This is a genomic window from Streptomyces sp. Y1, assembly GCF_041053115.1.
In the GTDB taxonomy this organism is placed as follows: domain Bacteria; phylum Actinomycetota; class Actinomycetes; order Streptomycetales; family Streptomycetaceae; genus Kitasatospora; species Kitasatospora rubellomurina.
This window is the reverse complement of sequence record NZ_CP163445.1, coordinates 6732470-6753377: the sequence shown is the minus strand read 5'-3', so window position 1 is coordinate 6753377 and position 20908 is coordinate 6732470. Positions and strand designations below refer to the sequence as shown.

The window sequence follows — 20908 nt, the reverse complement described above, 5'->3', positions numbered from 1 at the left end:
TGCGCCACCGTGGCGAACGAGACCGAGGAAAAGCTCCGCTACTTCCTCAAGCGGGTGACCGCCGATCTGCAGGAGACGCGCCGGCGTCTCCAGGAGCGGGAGTCCGTCGAGGGCGAGCCGATCGCGATCGTCGGCATGGCCTGCCGGTACCCCGGCGGCGTCGACTCCCCCGAGGCCCTGTGGCGGCTGGTCGCGGACGGCACCGACGCGGTCACCGGCTTCCCCGCCGACCGCGGCTGGGACGTCGAGGGCCTGTACGACCCGGACCCGGACCGGATCGGGCACACCTACGCCCGCGAGGGCGGCTTCCTGGACGCCGCCGACCGCTTCGACGCCGGCTTCTTCGGCATCGGCCCGCGCGAGGCCCTGGCCATGGACCCGCAGCAGCGCCTGCTGCTGGAGGCCACCTGGGAGTCCTTCGAGCGGGCCGGCATCGACCCGGCCACCCTGCGCGGCTCGCGCACCGGCGTGTTCATGGGCACCGGCCAGCAGGACTACGCGGCGCTCGCCCAGCGCGCCACCGAGAGCCTGGAGGGGTACCTGCTGGCGGGCGGCGCGGCCAGCGTCATCTCCGGCCGGCTGTCCTACACCTTCGGCCTGGAGGGCCCGGCGCTGACCGTCGACACGGCCTGCTCCTCCTCACTGGTCTCGCTGCACCTGGCCGTCCAGTCGCTGCGCCGGGGCGAGTGCGCCGCGGCGGTGGCGGGCGGCGCGGCGGTGATGGCCTCCCCCGGCATGTTCGTCGAGTTCAGCCGCCAGCGCGGCCTGTCCCCGGACGGCCGCTGCAAGGCCTTCGCCGCCGCCGCGGACGGCACCGGCTGGGGCGAGGGCGTCGGCGTGCTGCTGCTGGAACGGCTCTCGGACGCGGAACGCCTGGGCCACCCGGTGCTGGCGGTGGTGCGCGGCTCGGCCGTCAACCAGGACGGCGCCAGCAACGGGCTGACCGCGCCCAACGGCCCCGCCCAGCAGCGGGTCATCTGGCAGGCGCTGGACAACGCCCGGCTGGCGGCGGGCGACGTCGACGCCGTCGAGGCGCACGGCACGGGCACCACGCTGGGCGACCCGATCGAGGCGCAGGCCCTGCTGGCCACCTACGGCCAGGACCGGCCGGCCGAACGGCCGCTGTACCTCGGCTCGGTGAAGTCCAACATCGGCCACACCCAGGCCGCCGCCGGCGTCGCCGGGGTGATCAAGACGGTGATGGCGCTGCGGCACGGGGTGCTGCCGCGCACCCTGCACGTGGACGAGCCGACGCCGCACGTCGACTGGTCGGCGGGCGCGGTCGAGCTGCTCACCGAGCAGCGGGCGTGGCCCGAGGTGGACGGGCGGCCGCGCCGGGCGGCGGTGTCGGCCTTCGGCGCGAGCGGCACCAACGCGCACGTCGTGCTGGAGCAGGCCCCGGCTCCCGAACCGGCCGTGGAGGACGTCGACTCGCCGTCCGCCGTGGTGCCGTGGGTGCTCTCCGCGCACAGCGAGCGCGCCCTGCGGGCGCGGGCCGGGCAGCTGTCGGCCTACCTGCGGGCGCACCCCGACGCCGACCTGCGCGCGGTCGGCCGCACCCTGCTCACCGGCCGGGCCGCACTGGAGCAGCGCGCCGTCGTGCTGGGGCAGACCCGCGAGGAGCTGCTGACCGGCCTCGCCGCGCTCGCCGAGGGCGCCGGCGCGCCCGAACTCGTCACCGGCGCCGGGGTGTTCGAGCGCCCGGTGTTCGTCTTCCCGGGCCAGGGCTCGCAGTGGCTCGGCATGGGCGCCGAACTCCTGGACACCTCCGAGGTGTTCGCCGCCTCGATCGCCGCCTGCGAGGCCGCGCTGGCCCCGCACGTGGACTGGAACCTCACCGACGTCCTGCGCGGCGGCGGCGACCTGACCCGGGTCGACGTCGTCCAGCCCGCCCTGTTCGCCATGATGGTCTCGCTGGCCGCCCTGTGGCGCTCGCTCGGCATCGAACCGGCCGCCGTCATCGGCCACTCGCAGGGCGAGATCGCCGCCGCCACCGTCGCCGGGGCCCTGTCCCTGGAGGACGGCGCCCGCGTCGCCGCGCTGCGCAGCCAGGCCATCACCGCGATCAGTGGCCGCGGCGGCATGGCCTCGGTCTCGCTGCCGCGCGCCGAGGCCGAGGAGCTGCTGGCCCGCTGGGCGGGCCGGATCTCGGTCGCCGCGCTCAACGGCCCGGCCAGCACGGTGGTCGCCGGGGACGGCGACGCGCTCGACGAACTCCTCGCCCACTGCGAGCAGTCGGAGATCCGCGCCCGCCGGATCGACGTGGACTACGCCTCGCACTCCCCGCACGTCGAGGCCATCGAGGCCCGCCTCGCCGAGGCCCTGGCCGGGATCGCGCCGAAGCCCGCGGCCGTCCCCTTCTACTCGACCGTCACCGGCGGCTGGCTGGACACCACGGCCCTCGACGCCGCCTACTGGTACACCAACCTGCGCCGGCCCGTCCTGCTCGAACCGGCCGTGCGCGACCTCGCCGCCCAGGGCCACGCCGCCTTCGTCGAGGTCAGCCCGCACCCGGTGCTGACCCCGGCCATCGAGGAGACCCTGGACAGCGCCGACGCGCTGGTCACCGGCACGCTGCGGCGCACCGAGGGCCACTGGACCCGCGTGCTGGCCTCCGCGGCCCACCTGCACGCCCACGGCCTGCCCGTCGACTGGGCGCCGTTCCTGCCCGCCGGCGACCACCCCGACCTGCCCACCTACCCGTTCCAGCGGCGCCGCTACTGGGTGGAGACTCTCCCGGCCGCGGCCGGCCGCGCGGGCGGCGCCCCGGCCGCCGAGGCGGACGAGCGCGAGAGCGGCACCCCCGGCTCCGAACTGCGCGCCCGGCTGGCCGTCCTGGCGCAGCCCGACCGCGAACGGCTGCTGCTCGACCTGGTGGCCGCGCACGTCACCGCCGTGCTCGGCCTGGACGACCCGGTCGCCCCCGGCCGCCCCTTCCGCGACCTGGGCTTCGTCTCGCTGACCGCCGTCGAGCTGCGCAACCGGCTGATGGCCGCCACCGGCCTGCGGCTGCCGGCCGCCGTCGCCTTCGACCGCCCGACGCCCGAGGCGCTGGCCGCCTACCTGCTCGCCGAACTCACCGGCACCCCGGGCGCGGACGGCGACACCGGGCCCGCGCAGGCGGCCGCCGACAGCGACGAGCCGATCGCCATCGTCGCGATGGCCTGCCGCTACCCCGGCGAGGTCGCCGGCCCGGACGACCTGTGGCGGCTGGTCGCGGACGGCCGCGACGCCGTCACCCCCTTCCCGGAGAACCGCGGCTGGGACCTCGACGGCATCTACGACCCCGACCCGGACCGCCCCGGCACCTCGTACGTCCGCGAGGGCGGGTTCCTGCACGACGCCGACCGCTTCGACGCCGCCTTCTTCGGCATCGGCCCGCGCGAGGCCCTGGCCATGGACCCGCAGCAGCGCCTGCTGCTGGAGACCGCCTGGGAGGCCGTCGAGAACGCCGGCATCGACCCGAGCGCGCTGCGCGGCTCCCGCACCGGCGTGTTCGCCGGCTCCAGCGGCCAGGACTACCCGCTGCTCGCGCAGGGCGCGGGCGGCGGCGTCGAGGGCTACCTGCTGACCGGCAACGCGGCCAGCGTCATCTCCGGCCGGCTCGCCTACACCTTCGGCCTGGAGGGCCCGGCCGTCACCGTCGACACCGCGTGCTCCTCCTCCCTGGTCGCGATGCACCTGGCCTGCCAGTCGCTGCGCTCCGGGGAGAGCACGCTGGCGATCGCCGGCGCCGTCACCGTGCTGACCACGCCGCAGGCCTTCATCGGCTTCAGCCGCCAGCGCGGCCTCGCCCCGGACGGGCGCTGCAAGCCCTTCGCGGCGGCCGCGGACGGCACCGCCTGGGGCGAGGGCGCCGGCGTGCTGCTGCTGGAACGGCTCTCCGACGCCCGCCGCAACGGGCACCCGGTGCTCGCCGTGGTGCGCGGCTCGGCCACCAACCAGGACGGCGCCAGCAACGGCCTGTCCGCCCCCAACGGCCCCGCCCAGCAGCGGGTGATCCGGCAGGCGCTCGCCAACGCCCGGCTCGCCCCGGGCGAGGTCGACGCGGTGGAGGCGCACGGCACCGGCACCCCGCTCGGCGACCCGATCGAGGCCGAGGCGCTGCTCGCGACCTACGGCCAGGACCGGCCGGACGGGCGGCCGCTGTGGCTCGGCTCGATCAAGTCCAACATCGGCCACACGGCGGCCGCCGCGGGCATGGCCGGGGTGATCAAGATGGTGCAGGCGATGCGGCACGGCGTCCTGCCGCCCACCCTGCACACCGACGAGCCCACCCCGCACGTGGACTGGTCCGGCGGCGGCCTCGCGCTGCTCACCGAGCCGGTGGAGTGGCCGGAGGTCGACGGCCGGCCGCGCCGCGCGGGCGTGTCCGCCTTCGGCATCAGCGGCACCAACGCGCACGTCGTGCTGGAGCAGGCGCCCGCCGAGCCGCACCGGCCCGCCCCGGCCCCGGCCGAGCGGGCCCCGCTGCCGCTCGTCCCGTGGCCGGTGTCGGCCCGGGGCGAGGCCGCGCTGCGCGCCCAGGCCGAACGGCTGGCGGCGCACCTCACCGGCTCGGACCAGCCGGACCCGGCCGTCATCGGCCGCTCCCTGGCCCTCACCCGCGCCGCCCTCCCCCACCGCGCCGTCCTGCTCGGCCGCGACCTGGACGAGCTGCGCGCCGGCCTGGCCGCGCTCGCGGCGGGCGGGCCCGCGCCGGGCCTGGTGCGCGGCACCGCGGCCGCCGGCGGCCGGGTCGGCTTCCTGTTCCCCGGCCAGGGCAGCCAGCGCCCGGGCATGGGCCGCGGCCTGTACGACGCGTACCCGGTGTTCGCCCGCGCGCTGGACGAGGTGTGCGACCGGCTGGACGACCACTTGGCGGCGCCGGGCCGGCCCGCGCTGCGCGAGGTGCTGTTCGCCGAGGAGGGCACCCCGGCGGCCGAGTCGCTGGACCAGACGGTGTTCACCCAGGCCGGGCTGTTCGCGGTCGGCCTGGCGTCCTTCCGCCTGCTGGAGTCCTGGGGCGTCACGCCGGACTGGGTCGGCGGCCACTCGATCGGCGAGCTGACGGCGGCCTGCGCGGCCGGCGTGCTGTCGCTGGACGACGCCTGCCGGCTGGTCGCGGCGCGCGGCCGCCTCATGCAGGCCTCGCCCGAGGGCGGCGCGATGACGGCGGTGGAGGCGGCCGAGGCGGAGGTGCTGGCGCTGCTGGCGGGCCGGGAGGACGTGGTCGGCGTCGCCGCCGTCAACGGGCCCCGGGCGACGGTCGTCTCCGGCCTGGCCGAGGCCGTCGAGGAGGTGGCGGCGCAGCTCGCCGCGCGCGGCTGCCGCACCAAGCGGCTGCGCGTCACCCGGGCCTTCCACTCGCCGCTGATGGACGGCGTGCTGGACGAGTTCCGGCAGGTGGCCCGGGAGTTGGAGTACCGTCCGCCGCGGATCCGGCTGCTGTCCAACCTGACCGGCGAGCCGGCCGTGACGGAGCAGGTGTGCACCCCCGAGTACTGGGTGCGGCACATCCGGGAGGCGGTGCGCTTCCACGACGGCGTGCGCGCGATGGCCGCGGACGGGGTGACGGCCTTCCTCGAACTCGGCCCCGGCGGTGTCCTGTCGGCGCTGGTCCGGGACGCGCTGGCCGCCGAACCCGGGGCCGTCGCCCCGGCGGCGGTGCCGCTGCTGCGGTCCGGCCGGCCGGAGGCGGAGAGCGCGCTCACCGCGCTGGCCCGCGCCCACGTGCACGGCGTGCCGGTCGACTGGGCGGCGGTGTTCGCGGGCGTCGCGGCCGAGCCGCTCGCCCTGCCCACCTACGCCTTTCAGCGCCGCCGGTTCTGGCCGGAGGGCGTCACGGCGGCGGCAGCTGCCGGTGCCACCGCGGCCCCGATCGTCGAGGAGGTCGCCCCGGCGGCGCCGCCCCGGCTGCGCGAGCGGCTGGCCGGCCTCGATGCCGCCGAACAGCACGCGCTGCTACGGGAGTTGGTGGCCGCCCAGGTGGCCGCCGCGCTCGGCCACGAGTCGACCGAGGAGGTCGAGTCCGGCCTCGGCCTGCCCGAGCTGGGCCTCGACTCGCTCGCCGCCACCGAGCTGAGCGCCGCCCTGCAGGCCGCCACCGGCCTGCCCCTGCCGGCCACGGCCGTCTTCGACCACCCCACCCTGGACGCGCTCGCCGCCCACCTGCGCGCCGGGCTGGCGGCCGCCCCCGCGGCCGCGGACCCCGCTGCGGCCGGTGGCGGCCTGCTGACCGCGCTCGCCCCGCGCGCCGCCGCCGAGGGCCGGTTCGCCGAGTTCGGTGAACTCCTTGCGGCCGCCGCCCGCTTCCGGGACACTTTCGACGCCCCGCCCGGTTCCGGGGAGCGCCCGGCACCCGTCCGGCTCGCCCAGGGGCCGGCCGCCCCGCGCATCTTCTGCTTCCCGTCCTTCGCCACCCGCTCGGGCGCCCAGCAGTACGCCCGGCTGGCCGCCGAGGTGCGGGGCCGGCACGAGCTGTGGGCGCTGCCCGCGCCCGGCTTCACCGCCGGCGAGCGGCTGCCCGCCGACCTCGACGCGCTGGTGCGCCTGCACGCCGAGGACGTCGAACTCCTCGCCGGGGGCGCGCCGTTCGTCCTGCTCGGCCACTCGGCGGGCGGCTGGATCGCGCACGCCGTCGCCGAGCGGCTGGAGAAGCAGGGCACCGCCCCGGCCGCGCTGGTCCTGCTGGACAGCTACCGGCCCGGCAGCGAGGTCCTGCCGCGCATCCAGGAGCAGATCGCCGGCTACCTGACGGACGACCAGATCGGCTGGGACGACGCCTGCCTGACCGCGATGGGCGGCTACGGCCGGCTGTTCGCCGACTGGCAGCCGCGGCCGCTGACGGCCCCCACCCTGCAGTTCCGGGCCGACCGGCCGCTCCCCGGCTTCCCGGCCACCGGGTGGCAGGCGGCCTGGCCCGTCCCGCACACCGAGGCCGAGGTGGCCGGCGACCACTTCACCCTGACCGGCGAGCACGCCCCCGCGACCATGCGGGCCGTCCTCGACCGGCTCACCGAACCGACCGCGTGACCCACGGCCCGTCCCGAACCGGCAGCCCCGAACCGAACCGGAAGAGAGCACAATGAGCAGCACCGACCACGACTACCGCCCCGGCGTCTCCCTGGAGCAGGCGGTCGACGACGGGCAGTCCCCCTACCACGGCCGCAACCTGGCCTTCTACGACTTCATGGTCTTCCGCGGCAGCGCCCCGCTGTTCTGGCGCGCCTCGCCCCGCGACTTCCTGACGATGTACAACACCTGCCTCGGCGCCAAGCACCTGGAGATCGGCGTCGGCACCGGCTACCTGCTGGACCGGGCCCGCTTCCCCGTGTCGAACCCCGAGATCACGCTGGCCGACCTCAACCCCGCCACGCTCGACTTCGCCGCCCAGCGGCTCGCGCACTACAAGACCGCCAAGGTGGTCGCCAACTGCCTGGAGCCGCTGCCCGTCCCCGAGGGCAGCCACGACTCGGCCTCGCTGAGCTTCCTGCTGCACTGCGTCCCCGGCAGCCTGCGCGAGAAGGGCGTGGCGATCAAGCACGCCGCCACCGCCGTCCGCTCCGGCGGCACCGTCTTCGGCCACACCATCCTCTCCTCCGGGGTGCCGGTCTCCGGCGCGGGCCGGTGGCTGATGAAGAACCTCAACCAGAAGGGCGTCTTCCACAACGACGAGGACGACCTGGCCGACCTGCGCGACCAGCTCAAGCAGAACTTCGACGAGTTCGACCTGGTGACGCGCGGCAGCGTCGCGCTCTTCCGCGGCCGCAAGCCGTAACTCCTCCCCTCTCCACAGAACAGACCGCCCCACCCGGGAAAGGACCCGTCCCCATGGCTAGCCGCTGGTATCCGATCGAGGAGGCCGACGACTCGCTGTTCGCCTCCGCCCCGCTGTACCACGCCCGTTCCGTCGAGGTGCCGTTCTCCGCCGAGGAGACCTGGGCCGCCCTCGTCGGGGACGGCGTGTCGAGCTGGACCAAGGGCATGCGGCAGCTGACCTGGACCTCCCCGCGCCCGTTCGGGGTCGGCACCACCCGGGAGATCGCGATGAACAGCGGCCTCGTCCTGCGCGAGCGCTTCTACCGCTGGGAGGAGGGCACCCGCAAGACGTTCACCGCGACCGAGGGGACCAGCCCGATCTTCCGCCACCTGGTCGAGGACTACGTCGTCGAACCCACCGAGGCCGGCTCCCGGTTCAGCTGGCGCTGGGCGGCGACGCTGAACCCCCCGTACTCCTACCTGGGCGGCGTGCTGGACCGCTTCTTCTTCGCCCCCACCGGACGCTCGCACATCGACGGCCTGGCCACCTACATGGCCTCGCAGCGGCGCGACCCGCTGCGCTGACCCCGCCCTCCCGGGGCCGGCCCAGGCCCCCTGCTCCCCTCTCCCGACCGACCGAAGGAACACGCGAATGTGCGGGATCGCCGGCTGGATCGACTTCCAGCTCGACCTCGAACGTGAACTGCCAGCACTGCACGCCATGACCGAGACCATGATCTGCCGCGGCCCGGACGCCGGCGGCACCTGGGTGTCGCGCTGCGCCGCCCTCGGGCACCGCCGCCTCGCGGTGATCGACCTGGAGGGCGGCGTGCAGCCCATGGTGGTCGAGACGCCGGACGGCACGGTCGCCATGACGTACAGCGGCGAGGCCTACAACTTCGCCGAGCTGCGCGACGAACTGCGCCGCCGCGGCCACGAGTTCCGCACCACCAGCGACACCGAGGTGGTCCTGCGCGGCTACCTGGAGTGGGGCCTGGAGCTCGCCGACCACCTCAACGGCATGTACGCCTTCGGCATCTGGGACGGCCGGGTGGACCGGCTGGTGCTGGTGCGCGACCGGCTCGGCATCAAGCCGCTCTACTACCACCCCACCGAGCACGGCGTGCTGTTCGGCTCCGAGGCCAAGGTGCTGCTCGCCCACCCGTCGGTGGCGCCGGTGGTCGACACCGACGGCTTCCGCGAGCTGTTCGGCTTCGTCAAGGAGCCCGGCCGCTCGGTCTGGGCCGGCATGCACGAGGTCAAGCCCGGCACCATGGTGACCGTCGACCGCTCCGGACTGCGCGAGCACGTGTACTGGCGGCTGGAGGTCGCCGAGCACCGCGACGACACCGAGACCACCGTGCGCCGCGTCCGGGAGCTGCTGGAGGACAGCGTCGCCAAGCAGCTGGTCGCCGACGTCCCGCAGTGCGTGCTGCTCTCCGGCGGGCTCGACTCCAGCGCCCTCACCGCGCTGGCCGGCCGGAAGATGGCCACCTGGGGCGAGCGGGCCCGCACCTTCACCGTCGACTTCGAGCAGCCCGAGGCGTTCCGCCCGGACGACTGGCGCGGCTCGCAGGACGCGCCGTTCGCCCGCGCCGTCGTCGAGCACGTCGGCACCGAGCACCACAACATCGTGCTCGACCACCAGGAGCTGGCCAACCCCGAGGTGCGCCGGGCCACCGTCACCGCGCGCGACCTGCCGTTCGGCTTCGGCGAGGCCGACAACTCGCTGTACCTGCTGTTCAAGGCGATCCGCCAGCACTCGACGGTCGCGCTGTCCGGCGAGTCCGCCGACGAGATCTTCGGCGGCTACCCGTGGTTCCACCTCCCGGCCGTCCAGGAGGTGGAGATGTTCCCCTGGGTGACCGCCTCCGGCCTGGTCCCCAAGTCCCACCCCACCAAGCTGATCGACCCGGACCTGCTGCTGCGCACCCTCGACGTGCCCGGCTACTGGGCGCAGCGCTACGCCGACACCGTCGCCCAACTCCCCGTCATCCCGGGCGAGTCCGCGCACGAGCAGCGGATGCGCCGGTTCTGCTACGTGCACCTGACCAGCCTGCTGGGCCAACTCCTGGACCGCAAGGACCGGATGAGCATGGCGGTCGGCCTGGAGGTCCGGGTGCCGATCTGCGACCACCGGCTGGTGGAGTACGTGTTCAACACGCCGTGGGCGATGAAGACCTTCGACGGCCGCGAGAAGAGCCTGCTGCGCGCCGCCGTCGCCGACGTGCTGCCGCAGTCGGTGCTGGAGCGTCGGAAGGCGCTCTACCCGAACACGCAGGAGCTGCGCTACGTTGCCGAGTTGCAGCGCCAGGTCGGCGAGCTGCTGTCCGGCGACCACCAGGCGGTCGCGTTCTTCGACCGCACGGCACTCACCGGTGCCGCGCACAACGCGGCCGAGGCCGTCAGCCGGGACGAGCGGGAGGCCTTCGAGCGCGTCCTCGACCTGGCCGTCTGGCTCGACCTCTACCGCCCGACCATCAAGCTCTCCTGAGGAGTTCGCGATCATGGCTGTCGACAACGACGTCTACAACAACCTCTCCTGGTGGAACGACGACCAGCCGTTCGCGACGCTGGAGGCGTTCACCCCGGCCCGGTTCAAGTACTTCCACAAGGTGCTGACCACCCGGCTCGGGATCGACATCAAGGGCCTGAAGGTGCTGGACATCGGCTGCGGCGGCGGCCTGCTGGCCGAGCTGTGGGCCGGCGCCGGCGCCGACGTCATCGGGATGGACCCGTCCGGCCCCTCGCTGGAGGCCGCGGCCGCGCACGCGAAGCAGTCCGGGCTGGAGATCGAGTACCGGCAGGGCGTCGCCGAGGAACTGCCCTTCGCGGACGGCACCTTCGACCTGGTGTACTGCTGCGACACGCTGGAGCACGTCACGTCGGTGGACAAGGCCGTCTCCGAGGCGGTCCGGGTGCTGAAGCCCGGCTCCTACTACCTCTACGACACGATCAACCGGACCTTCCAGTCCAAGCTCGCCATGATCAAGATGGCGCAGGACTGGAAGTCCACCAGCTTCGCGCCCAAGGACCTGCACGACTGGGCGGCCTTCATCAAGCCCGAGGAGCTGCACGCGGTCTTCCGCCGGCACGGGCTGGACAACCAGGACCTGGTCGGCTTCGCCTCCAACCGGTCGCAGTTCCAGGTCCTTCGCGACATTCGGCTGCGGGCCAAGGGCAAGATCACCTACGGTGAGCTGGGCCGCCGGTTCCAGCTCACCGAGCACAAGGACACCTCCGTGGTCTACGGCGGGTACGCAAGGAAGGCAACCTCGTGAACAACCGCACCACCCCCGACGTTCGCGTCCCGGTCCTGATCGTCGGAGCCGGCCCCGCCGGCCTGATCGCCTCGCTGGCGCTGTCCCGCTACGGCGTGCGCCACCTCGCGGTCGGCAAGTACCCGGGCACCGCGCACACCCCGCGCGCCCACCTGCTCAACCAGCGCACCGGCGAGATCTTCCGCGACCTCGGCGCCGAGCGGGCCGTGCTCGCCCAGGCCGCGCCGCGCGAACTGCTCGCCGACTTCGTCTTCATGACGACGTTCTCCGGCCCCGAGGTCAGCCGCCTCGGCGCCTACGGCAACGGCCCGGACCGGGTCGGCGACTACCAGGCCGCCAGCCCCAGCCAGATGTGCAACCTGCCGCAGCACCTGCTGGAGCCGGTGCTCGTCGACCAGGTCCGCGAGGCCGGCGTCGGCGAACTGCGCTTCGGCCACGAGTTCCTGAGCCTGGAACAGGACGAGGACGGCGTCACCGCGGTGATAGCCGACCGGCAGTCCGGCCTGACGTACACCGTGCGCGCCGACTACGTGATCGGCGCGGACGGCGCCCGCAGCCAGGTGATGGAGCAGGCCGGGCTCACCGTCGAGGGCGCCAAGGGCCTGTCCAAGGTCGCCTCCATCTGGTTCGAGGCCGACCTCTCCCGCTACAGCGCCCACCGCCCGGGCATCCTGTACATCGGCGCCGTCCCCGGCAACCCGCCCGAGGACGGCCGGGTGTTCGTCAACGTCCGCCCGTGGAACGAGTGGATGTACCTGCGGTTCTTCAAGGACGGCGACTCCTTCGACCCGGAGGACCACGCCGAGATCATCGCCCACCTGCGGGAGAGCATCGGCGACCCGGTCGTGCCCATCACGATCAAGCGGGTCTCCCCCTGGGAGGTCAACGCCACCGTCGCCCCGCGCTACGGCACCGGCCGGGTCTTCTGCGTCGGCGACGCCGTCCACCAGATGCCGCCCACCAACGGCCTCGGCCTCAACACCGCCGTCGCCGACTCCTTCAACCTCTGCTGGAAGCTCAAGCTGGTCCTGGACGGCACCGCCGCCCCGAGCCTGCTCGACACCTACCAGGAGGAGCGGCAGCCGGTCGGCGGCCAGGTCGTCGACCGCGCGGTGCGCAGCATGATGGACTTCCTCGGCATCCCCGCCGCGCTCGGCTACACCGCCGAGCAGAGCGCCGCCGAGCAGTGGGAGCTGCTGCGCTCCCTCGGCGACGACGGCGAGGAGGCCGAGGCCCGGCGCGCCGCGCTGGCCGCCGCCACCGACCGGATCAACTACCAGGCCAACGCGCACGGTGTGGAGATCGGCTACCGCTACCGCGGCGGCGCCCGGGTCGACGACGGCACCCCCGAGCCGGCTCCCGAGCGCGACCCGGAGCTGTACTACCAGGCCACCACCTGGCCCGGCGCGCGCGTGCCGCACGCCTGGCTGGAGGACGGCGGCCACCGCCGCTCCACCCTGGACGTCACCGGCCGCGGCCGCTTCGTCCTGCTCACCGGCCGCGGCGGCGCCCCCTGGCACGACGCGGCCCGCGAGGCCGCCCGCCTCACCGGCGTCGAGGTCACCGTGCGGGTGATCGGCGCCGCCGAGGGCCTGCGGGACCCGTACGGGCAGTGGGAGCGGCTGCGCGAGGTCGCGGCCGACGGCTGCGTGCTGGTCCGCCCGGACGGGCACGTCGCCTGGCGGGCGCAGACGGCGGAGACGGCGGCGGAGCTGCCGAAGGTGCTGGCGAGCGTGGTGCACTCCGCGCGGGCCTAGTGTCCGGTTGAACGACCGAGTGCCCGTCCCCCTGCGTGGTGGGGGACGGGCACTCGGTCCTTTCTACCTCATCGGCCGGCTCCGCCGCGCGGGCCGATGTTGCCGCGTCAGCCGGTGAAGGCCGCCAGGCCGTTCGGGGTGCCGTTGCCGGTCGGGCCGTCGTAGCCGGCGCCCGCCGTGCACAGGTAGGACGGCGAGCAGGTGCCGTTCGAGCCGGTGGTGACGTCGTTCAGGGCCGAGGTGTGGCTGTAGCCGTCAGCGGCCGGGATGCTCGCGCTCGGGGTGCCGGCCAGGGCGTACACGCCCGCGATGATCGGCGAGGAGGCGCTGGTGCCGCCGTACACCGCCCAGCCCGAGCCGCCGTACGTCTGGTAGACCGCCACGCCGGTGGCCGGGTCGGCGACGGCCGACACGTCCGAGACGGTGCGGTGGGAGCAGCCGGTGTCCTTCTGCCAGGTCGGCTTCGGCTCGTACGCCGAGCAGCCGGAGCCGGTGCCCTCGGTGGAGCTGGTCGACCACACCGACTCGCTCCAGCCGCGGGCCGAGGAGTCGCGGTGCAGCGCGGTGCCGCCGACCGCCGTGACGTTCGGCGAGGAGGCGGGGTACTGCGCGCCGTACGCGCTGTCGCCGGCCGAGACGGTGATCGCGACGCCCGGGTGGTTGAAGTAGGTGTTGTCGTAGGTCAGGTCGCTGGAGGACTCGGCGCCGCCGTAGCTGTTGGACACGAACTTCGCGCCCAGCTTGACGGCCGTGTTCACGCTGGCACCGAGGTCGGTCATGTTCGCGGTGCTCGCCTCGACCAGGATGACGTGCGCGTTCGGCGCGATGGCCGACACCATGTCCAGGTCGAGCGAGATCTCGCCGGCCCAACCGCTGTTGGCGCGCGGGTACTTGGTGCCGCCGGTCTCGTTGACCTTCTTGAAGCACCCGTTCGCGGTGGTGCAGGACGGCAGGCCGAACTGCGCGCGGTAGGCGTTCATGTCCGACTCGGCGTTCGGGTCGTCGTAGGCGTCGACGATCGCGATCGTCATGCCGGCGCCGCCGTTGGCCGGCAGCTTGTAGGCGCTCAGCAGGTCACTCGGGCCGAGGCCGGACGGCGTGGCGTTCGGGCTCAGCTGCTGGGGGGTGTTGACGACCTTCAGCGCGTGGCAGGACACCGTGTCGCCCTTGGCGAGCGTGTCGCAGGCACGGACCCAGGACGTGCCGCCCTTGGAGTACACGGTCGGCGCGGCGCCGGCGGGAGCGGCGGCGGCGAAGCTGGATATCGCGAGAGCGGCGGCACCGGCAACGGCGAGAACGGACTTGCGAGCGACGGCGGACGTGGGGGTACGCAAGGTATTGCCTCCTGTTGAGGGGGAACGGGGGGCACAACGGGGGCACAACGGGGCATAGCGGGAGCACAGCGGCTGAAACCAGGTCGGACCGGCGGGATGCTTGGGGCCGCCGGTGCTCGACTGGAGGAAGCTGCGCCGAAGTTAGCGGGGCCGCGACAACCCGAACAACAGGTGAACGGAAGATAAGACCAGCCTTTTACGCAAGGGCAGTCGGATGTGGGGGCTGCTTCATACACAGAACATCAGGACGGAAAAACGGACCTACCCACGGGCGTTTGGGTCAGCCCTTCCGCCGGAACCAGCCCTTCGACGGGGGCGGGGCAGTGGCGTCATCCCTCTCGCGGTCCTTCTCACGCGGAGCCACCTCGGGTCGGAAGGGGCCGAGGTGCTCCCGGAAGCGCTCGACCGCCTCGTGCGGACGACGCTCGCAGAAGCCCGTGATCAGCCGACCGTAGACCTCGCGCCCGACGCCGGTCGCGGCCAGCCGCTTGACCAGGGCCGCCGCGCCCTTGGCGCCGGTCGCCGCGACCGTGAGTTCATCGAGCAGCCGCTCGACGGCACGCCCGTACCCAGCGTCCAGCAGGGCGCGGACGAGCTCCGCCGTGGTCCCCTTGCGCATGGACCTGTCGGCAACCACCCAGGCCGGCCCTGCCACGTACTCCCGCCCGTGCACGAACGGCGTGGCCTCCAGCAGTTCGCCGATCCGGGCCGGCGACTCGGCGGCGAGCATGATGTCCACGATCCGGGCGGCGTCGTCGCGCTGACCGCTCTTCATCAGCGCCCGGAGCACCTCGACGAGTTCGGGCACCGGCCGGACGACGGCCAGGATCTGCCGCAGCTCCGGCGACGGTGCCCCGGCCAGCAACTCGGAGACGTCCTCCGGCCGCCGGAACAGGACCGCCGTCGCCAACTGGGCTCTGTTCCGTCCCGGCGATGCGACGATCTCGGCAATCGGACGGTCCGTGCCCAGCGCTCGCACGATCCCCTGCCGATCGAGAGAACTGCTCGAACTGCTCGACCACGGCAGGGCGGCCAGCACCGCCGCGTCCCGGACGAAGTCCGCCTCGCTTCCGCTGCCCGAGCTCCGCAACCCCGGCAGCAGGATCCCCAGTTCCAGCGGCCCGACCGAGCCGCCGTCCCCGTACGCGGCCAGCAGGCACTCGACGGCCTCCGCCGGCCCTGCCTGCCAGGCCTCCCGGAACAGCAGGGAAGCATGCGCCCGCACCCACGCGGAGACACCCAGGGCCACCCGGCTCCCCGGCCTCGCGTCCCGCAGGAGCACGATCCGGGGAACGGCCTCCGCCCGCGGACCCGCCGTCAGGTACTCGACGAGCAGCTGGTCGACCGGCGCCGGGCCGTCCTCCTCCGGCTCGGCGTCGAGGGCGAGCAGGAGTTCCGCCGCCGACTCCGCCGACCGCACCTGCACGGCGTGGGTGAGCAGGAACGCGGCCCCTCCCACGGTCGCCCCGCTCTCCGCCCGTGCACCCACCTCGGCCAGGCGCCGGGCCTGCCGGACCAGATCGCGGGTGGGCCACGTCCTGGCCCCTACGGCCGCCACGTGCATGCCGAGCTCCGGCTGCCCGCCGGCCAGCAGCTTCTCGGCCACCATGCTCTGGTGGGCCGTACCCCGCTCCTCACAGATGCGGTCGAGCAGCGACCGGGCCTGCTCCCCGCGTCCCGTGTCCTGAAGCCACTCGGCTACTCCGGCCTGCTCCCGCGGGTTTCCACCGACGACGATCTGGCCGAGCAGCAGGCGGGCCCCCGCCGTCCAGTCCCGGTCGAGGAGTTCGGCGAGCACGCCCGTCAGCGCCGAGTCGTCGCGGGCGAGCAGGCAGGCCGCCACCTGGGCGCCCGTCCGCCTGCGCAGCCGATGACGGCCCGGCATCTCGACGAGCTCGGCGAGCTCGCCCGGCGGCCGGTCGCTCGACGCCAGCCGCTCCAGCATCGCGGACCGCTCCTCGTCGCCCGCGCGCTCCAGCATGGCCAGCACGTCGGCCATCGGGCGCAGGTCGAGCGCCTTCCGCCGGAGGCCGGCGACCAGGTCGGGGTGGACGTCCAGCTCCGCGGCCAGCAGGTCGAATCCCTCGGACGGAAAGCGTTCCGCGAGCGCCGACAGCGCCTCGTCGACCAGGTCGTCATCCCCGTCCTCCAGCGCCACCAGGAGGAATCCCGCCGCCTGGTCGACGTCCGCCCGGCAGAGCGCCGTGAGCACCAGCGGGAACAGCTCGGCCGGCCCCCGCTCCCGGAGCAGGGCTGCCAGCCTGACCGCCGTCACCGGGCGGGCCATGTCGACCGCGCACCTCGTGACCGCCTCGCCGTCCTCATCGGCTCCCGCCGCGTGCAGGCGCTCCAACAGCGCGTGCAGCACCGGGGGTTCGAGGCGACGGGCCTCCTCCTGGACCGTCCGCAGGTGCCCGTCCTGACCGATGCGGCGCAGCTCGGTCAGGAGGAGATGCCGGTCGTCGCGCCGGGCCACGGCGGCGTTGAGCACGAACGCGGCGTCCTCGTCGAAGCCCGCTCGGTTCCCCCCGATCTCCAGCCACTCGACCAGCCGAGACATCGACCCGTCCGCGATCCCCGACAGCACGGCGGCCCGGTTCCGGTCCCGCCCGGCATCGGCCAGCAGGGCGAGCAGGTGCTCCATCGTGGGCGGATCCCCGGCGGCGGCGACCATCGGGACCAGTCCGTCCGCCTGAGCCCGCAGGCCCGCCGCCTCCAGCGCGTCCAGCAGCCCGGGCAGGTCCTCCAGTGGGCGAGCGGCGACCGCCATGCCGACCAGCCAGACCGCGCGTTCGATCTTGTCCGCGCCGTAGAGGGCGACCGTCAACTCGACCAACTGCTCGACGGGCCGTCCCGCCGCCGCCGTCCACATCACGTCGACCGCCGCAGGCACCACCACTGCGCTCAGCTTCAGCACGTCGGCGGCGGGCCCGATGACGGCGAACTCCTCCAGGAACTCCGTCCGTCCGGTGGTGACGACCTGGTGCAGGGCGTCCGCCATCAACTTGGCCGGGTCCTTGACCACCGGCGGGCCCGGCACCGGTTCGCTCTCGACCGCAGCAACGACCGGCACCGCGGGCACCTTCAGCGCCCCCACCACCACGAACTCCGCGTGCACCGCCTCCGTCAGGACGCGGACCTCCTGCGGCCTGCCCGGCTTCCGGTGTTCCCGGTGCAGCGCGCTGACCCGCTCCTGCACCCCCGCCCGCAACTCACCCAGGTCCAAAGGCCCTTCGTGCGAGACCAGTACCTCCCGCACCGCCCGCGAGAACAAGCTGAACGAACCGTCACCCGCCTGTGCCGTCGACTCCTCGGCCGGCACGAACCGCGCCAACTCCCCCGGCGCACACGCATACAGCCGGGCCACCTTCCGGCCGGCCACCGCCCGCATCTTGCTCGGCGACCACCCCGGCGGCGGCCCCATCGCGTCCCGGATCCCCTGCCGGCAGGCGTCCACCAGGAACAACACCTGCGCAGCGGCCGTCTCCTGAAGCTCCTGCTTCCAGTCGATCGCGATGCACCCCGACCGGTACGGCCGCAACTCGGGGTGAATGTCCTCCGGAACCAGGTAGTCCTGCCCGTCGACGTGCGTGCCGTGTCCACTCAGGCCGATCAGCAGCCGCTCCCCCGGCTCTGCACGCGCCAGAAACCCGACCACCTCACCATTGACGAAGTTCGCGGTGACCGGCCGACCCGCCCGAGGCCGAGGCACCTCGACCCGCACCCCACGCCCCCGCAGCGCCTCACCCAACTGCTCGACATCACGCGGGACAAAGCGCAGCGGCGCATCGTCGTACGCACTGGCACCGATCAGCAGCGCCGAGAATCTCCCCACCCCGACCCGTCCACCATTCCCCGACGTCAACCCTCAACCGCCGCCACAGAATAGCCCCCTACATGCCCTGGCCGAGCCTGCACGAGCACACAAGCACCTACCCCGGTCCGGCTTCTCCACCGAAGCGGCATCTCATACCCGAAGTCGCACTAAACCGGATCTTTGGCGCCATTCCACCCCACTCAACCATTAGTCCTAAAACTGCAGGTCAAAGGTTCCATATTGACGCAATGGAAAAATCCGACCACCATCAAGCGTCGAACGCCCTCGTCCGGGGCGGGAACTCCCAGCGAAAGGTCACACCGTGGCGAAGGGGCACAAGTGTCCGAACTGCGGCAAGAACACGCTGCAGCCGTACACCACCAACCAGTTGAGGTGCTCCCACTGCGCCACGATCGTGAAAAAGAATCAATTCTCCTGAACCACGAGCACCTGCCCCACTACCTGAACGGCATTCACATCCGGCTGGCCGTCTCAGATCGAGGCCAGGGCGGGGATCAGGCCGCCTGAGCACCGGCAGCAACATGCCCCAACGCGCGGAGTATGGGCACCAACTCTGGTCTGTCACTAAGCGCACCCGGCTCGACACGGGAGGGTCGGATGGCACTACGGTCCGTTGCGAAGGACGAGAAGTCTGGGAACCGCGGCTCGCCCATCGTGCGGGTGGACCCGAAGACCAGGGACCTCGTCATCCAGGGATGGAAGATCGACAAGGCACCGACGGCGGGCTGCCTGGCTGACGGTCCGATCCCAGATCACGGGACTGCGGTCCGCATCCCTGCCCGCACGGCGAAGACGATCAAGGAGGCGCTGGATGTCGCAGAGTTTGAACAGCTTCGCCGACCTTCTGAGGTCGGCGCGGAAGTCCGCAGTCCACCTGGAGCTGCGCGATGTCTACTCGGTCGACAACGAAAACCAAGGCTTCCGGGCTTGGAAGTCCGGTCACCGACTCAACCCTGCTGACCGCGCGTCTTGGTGGAGGCCGTGGCTCGACCTCGTCCAAGAGGTAACTGCCAACGGTGTCTCCGTGAAGCGAGCCAGGATCATCTCCGAGCCTGCCAGCGAGTACATCCGGTACGAGCACTCGTTCACGTTCACCAATGTGGCCGGCGGTGAGGAGGTGCGGTGGCTGCCCCGCCGAAGTGCCTCCGATCTTCTGCTGCCCGGAAATGACTTCTGGCTGTTCGACGGCAGGGTCGTCCAGTTCAACATCTTTGACGGCGATGGCCGGTGGGTGCACACGGATCAAAGTGACGATCCTGCTGTGGCACGGCTCTGCGCGGCCGCCTTCGACGCCGTGTGGGAGCGCGCTGTCCCTCACGAGGCCTACGCCATCGGCGAGTAGTCACCACAGCCGCCCGGTTCATGTCCTCCTCTCCTCTCTCCGGTGCCCAAGCCGCGCGGAAGACTCTCGCCGATCAGCTCGACCGGATCCGCCGGGGTGCCGCCCTCAGACTGCGGCGCACACCAATCGGGCAAACCCGCTTGATGCGGAACGGAGTTGGCAAACCCGGCCGCGCCGCCGAGCCGGCGGCGCGGCCGGGGGTTCAGCGGGAGCGCCCGGTCAGGCCTGCGCGGATCAGGTCAGCGGAAGCCGCCGGGTCGGTTCGGTCGAGGTGCGAGGCGAGTGTCCGGAGGACGGTGCGCAGGGTTTCGGGGAGGGTGTCTTCGCGCAGGTCGTCGGGCGCGATGCCGGCCCTGAACTCCTGCCTGGGCAGGGCGGTGGCCAGCAGGGCTTCGGCCAGGTCCAGGACCGTGCGCTCTCGCAGGGCGAAGGTCAGGTGGAAGCTGGTCGTCTCTCCGTCCGTGTTGTGGGGGCTGTGGACCCATCCCCTGGGGAGGACGAGAGTGTCACCGGGGCCGAGGTGGTACTCCGCGTACGGTTCGGTGGTGTCCCAGCGGTCCTGCATCTCCCGGGTCCACATGGCCGGGGAGTCCAGGTAGTCGTCCATCGGCAGCTCGACCTCGGGGCGCCAGACCGGCCATACCTTGTAGCCGTGCAGCTGGGTGACGACGGCCGTGAACTGGTCCCAGTGGTGCCGCAGCCCCCGGCCGCCCGGGGGTGTGATGATCCCGGAGACGTAGAGCGTGTAGCCGGTCTCCTCCCGGATCGCGCGGCACAGCTCGGCGAGGTGCGGCACGGTGCGTTGCAGCTCGCGGAGGTTGAGCGTGTGCCCCTCGTCGAGCAGCGCCCGCAGCTTGCCGGGCCTCATCCGTCCGTCCTTGGAGAAGCGGCCCGGGTGGACGGCCTGCCCGTCGCGGACGGCGGCGGTGAAGGCCGGGTTCAGCAGGTCGTGGTCGATGTGGGTGTCCATGAGGTGGAGCGTGATCTCCCGGTCGAGTGCGGAGTCGTCTCGCCGGTGGAGCGCGGGCTCGGTGGGGCAGGCCCGGAGCAGGGACTGCGCTGCGGGGCCGAGCAGTTGGGACAGTGGCATGGGGTTCCTCATCCGAGGGGGCAGGGGATGTCGGGGTGCAACGGCAGGTTCGGGCAGCAGACCACCGCGTAGTTGATCAGCTGCGTGCCGGGGAGGTAGTAGCACCAGACGACGTCGCAGCCGTGGTCGAGCGCGGTGCGGGCGTAGTCGGTCCTCGCCGGCAGGCCGCAGTCGGCGGCCCGGCCGTCCGCGTGGGGCGCCGGCGGGTGCCTGCGGTAGAGCGTGCTGAGCCAGGACACCGCCGAGTCCACGTCCTTCCAGGTGCGCGCATCGAGGTCGGCGGGGCGGCGCAGGAGGTAGTGGCCGGTGAACATGGGCGGAATCGTGCGCTGTTCGAACGAGACGTAGGACGCCTGATCGGGCGAGCCGCCCTTGGGGGACCGGAGGTCGTTGACGTTGAACGGCGTCGGCCGCCGCAGGTATTCGGTGTGGTACTGGTCCGAGGTCCCGATCCAGGGACCGTAGCCGTGCCAGTGGCCGGAGAACTCCATGGGTATCCTCCAGGAAGCGCAGGCGCCTGCTCCAA

The 20908-nt window shown here is 73.1% G+C and carries 12 protein-coding genes; 8 read left to right on the top strand and 4 right to left on the bottom strand.

What is annotated here, in order from left to right:
• Window positions 1–9 precede the first annotated feature (9 nt).
• The 6 genes from AB2U05_RS29600 to AB2U05_RS29575 all read left to right on the top strand — a co-directional run bounded on the left by AB2U05_RS29600 (window position 10) and on the right by AB2U05_RS29575 (window position 12778).
• Window positions 10–7014, top strand: coding sequence for a type I polyketide synthase (locus AB2U05_RS29600; RefSeq protein ID WP_369184750.1), 7005 nt, complete (start codon window positions 10–12; stop codon window positions 7012–7014).
• Between the two features lie 52 nt (window positions 7015–7066).
• On the top strand, window positions 7067–7759 hold the full coding sequence (locus tag AB2U05_RS29595) for a class I SAM-dependent methyltransferase (protein WP_045703283.1): 693 nt from the start codon (window positions 7067–7069) through the stop codon (window positions 7757–7759).
• A 53-nt stretch (window positions 7760–7812) separates the two neighbouring features.
• Entirely contained in the window at window positions 7813–8325 is a 513-nt protein-coding gene (locus AB2U05_RS29590; protein WP_052706177.1) for an SRPBCC family protein, read from the top strand.
• A gap of 67 nt (window positions 8326–8392) precedes the next feature.
• A complete protein-coding gene (asnB, locus tag AB2U05_RS29585; RefSeq protein ID WP_369184749.1) occupies window positions 8393–10234 on the top strand; it encodes an asparagine synthase (glutamine-hydrolyzing) in 1842 nt (613 codons plus the stop codon).
• A gap of 13 nt (window positions 10235–10247) precedes the next feature.
• The gene (gene ubiG, locus AB2U05_RS29580; RefSeq protein WP_045708517.1) at window positions 10248–11021 is read left to right on the top strand and encodes a bifunctional 2-polyprenyl-6-hydroxyphenol methylase/3-demethylubiquinol 3-O-methyltransferase UbiG; all 774 of its coding nucleotides are present in this window, start codon (window positions 10248–10250) and stop codon (window positions 11019–11021) included.
• A complete protein-coding gene (locus AB2U05_RS29575) occupies window positions 11018–12778 on the top strand; it encodes an FAD-dependent monooxygenase (RefSeq protein WP_045703289.1) in 1761 nt (586 codons plus the stop codon). Before ubiG ends, AB2U05_RS29575 begins: the two co-directional genes overlap by 4 nt.
• A 107-nt stretch (window positions 12779–12885) precedes the next feature.
• Here the strand turns inward: AB2U05_RS29575 and AB2U05_RS29570 are convergent, their stop codons facing one another.
• Together AB2U05_RS29570 and AB2U05_RS29565 are read right to left on the bottom strand one after the other, a co-directional pair.
• Window positions 12886–14112: a S53 family peptidase gene (locus AB2U05_RS29570; protein WP_045708515.1), complete on the bottom strand. Its 1227-nt coding sequence runs from the start codon at window positions 14110–14112 to the stop codon at window positions 12886–12888.
• A 280-nt stretch (window positions 14113–14392) separates the two neighbouring features.
• On the bottom strand, window positions 14393–17947 hold the full coding sequence (locus AB2U05_RS29565) for a caspase family protein (protein WP_369184748.1): 3555 nt from the start codon (window positions 17945–17947) through the stop codon (window positions 14393–14395).
• Between the two features lie 321 nt (window positions 17948–18268).
• On the opposite strand from AB2U05_RS29565, the gene AB2U05_RS29560 reads away from it, so the two are divergent.
• Window positions 18269–18457, top strand: coding sequence for a hypothetical protein (locus AB2U05_RS29560; protein WP_369184747.1), 189 nt, complete (start codon window positions 18269–18271; stop codon window positions 18455–18457).
• Between the two features lie 304 nt (window positions 18458–18761).
• Complete coding sequence (locus AB2U05_RS29555) at window positions 18762–19292, top strand: DUF6879 family protein (protein ID WP_369184746.1); 531 nt, start codon at window positions 18762–18764, stop codon at window positions 19290–19292.
• 202 nt (window positions 19293–19494) lie between these two features.
• Here AB2U05_RS29555 and AB2U05_RS29550 read toward each other — a convergent pair whose 3' ends face one another.
• Both AB2U05_RS29550 and AB2U05_RS29545 read right to left on the bottom strand, forming a co-directional pair.
• Window positions 19495–20382 (bottom strand): cupin domain-containing protein, encoded by an 888-nt coding sequence (locus AB2U05_RS29550; RefSeq protein WP_369184745.1) that lies wholly within the window; start codon window positions 20380–20382, stop codon window positions 19495–19497.
• 8 nt (window positions 20383–20390) lie between these two features.
• Window positions 20391–20873: a hypothetical protein gene (locus AB2U05_RS29545; RefSeq protein ID WP_369184744.1), complete on the bottom strand. Its 483-nt coding sequence runs from the start codon at window positions 20871–20873 to the stop codon at window positions 20391–20393.
• Window positions 20874–20908 lie beyond the last annotated feature (35 nt).

Excerpts from the sequence above, each read along its gene's own strand:
- ubiG (WP_045708517.1), top strand. The coding sequence starts at position 10,248 with ATGGCTGTCGACAACGACGTCTACAACAACCTCTCCTGGTGGAACGAC.
- asnB (WP_369184749.1), top strand. The coding sequence starts at position 8,393 with ATGTGCGGGATCGCCGGCTGGATCGACTTCCAGCTCGACCTCGAACGT.
- AB2U05_RS29590 (WP_052706177.1), top strand. The coding sequence starts at position 7,813 with ATGGCTAGCCGCTGGTATCCGATCGAGGAGGCCGACGACTCGCTGTTC.
- AB2U05_RS29545 (WP_369184744.1), bottom strand. The coding sequence starts at position 20,873 with ATGGAGTTCTCCGGCCACTGGCACGGCTACGGTCCCTGGATCGGGACC.
- AB2U05_RS29595 (WP_045703283.1), top strand. The coding sequence starts at position 7,067 with ATGAGCAGCACCGACCACGACTACCGCCCCGGCGTCTCCCTGGAGCAG.
- AB2U05_RS29550 (WP_369184745.1), bottom strand. The coding sequence starts at position 20,382 with ATGCCACTGTCCCAACTGCTCGGCCCCGCAGCGCAGTCCCTGCTCCGG.
- AB2U05_RS29555 (WP_369184746.1), top strand. The coding sequence starts at position 18,762 with ATGTCGCAGAGTTTGAACAGCTTCGCCGACCTTCTGAGGTCGGCGCGG.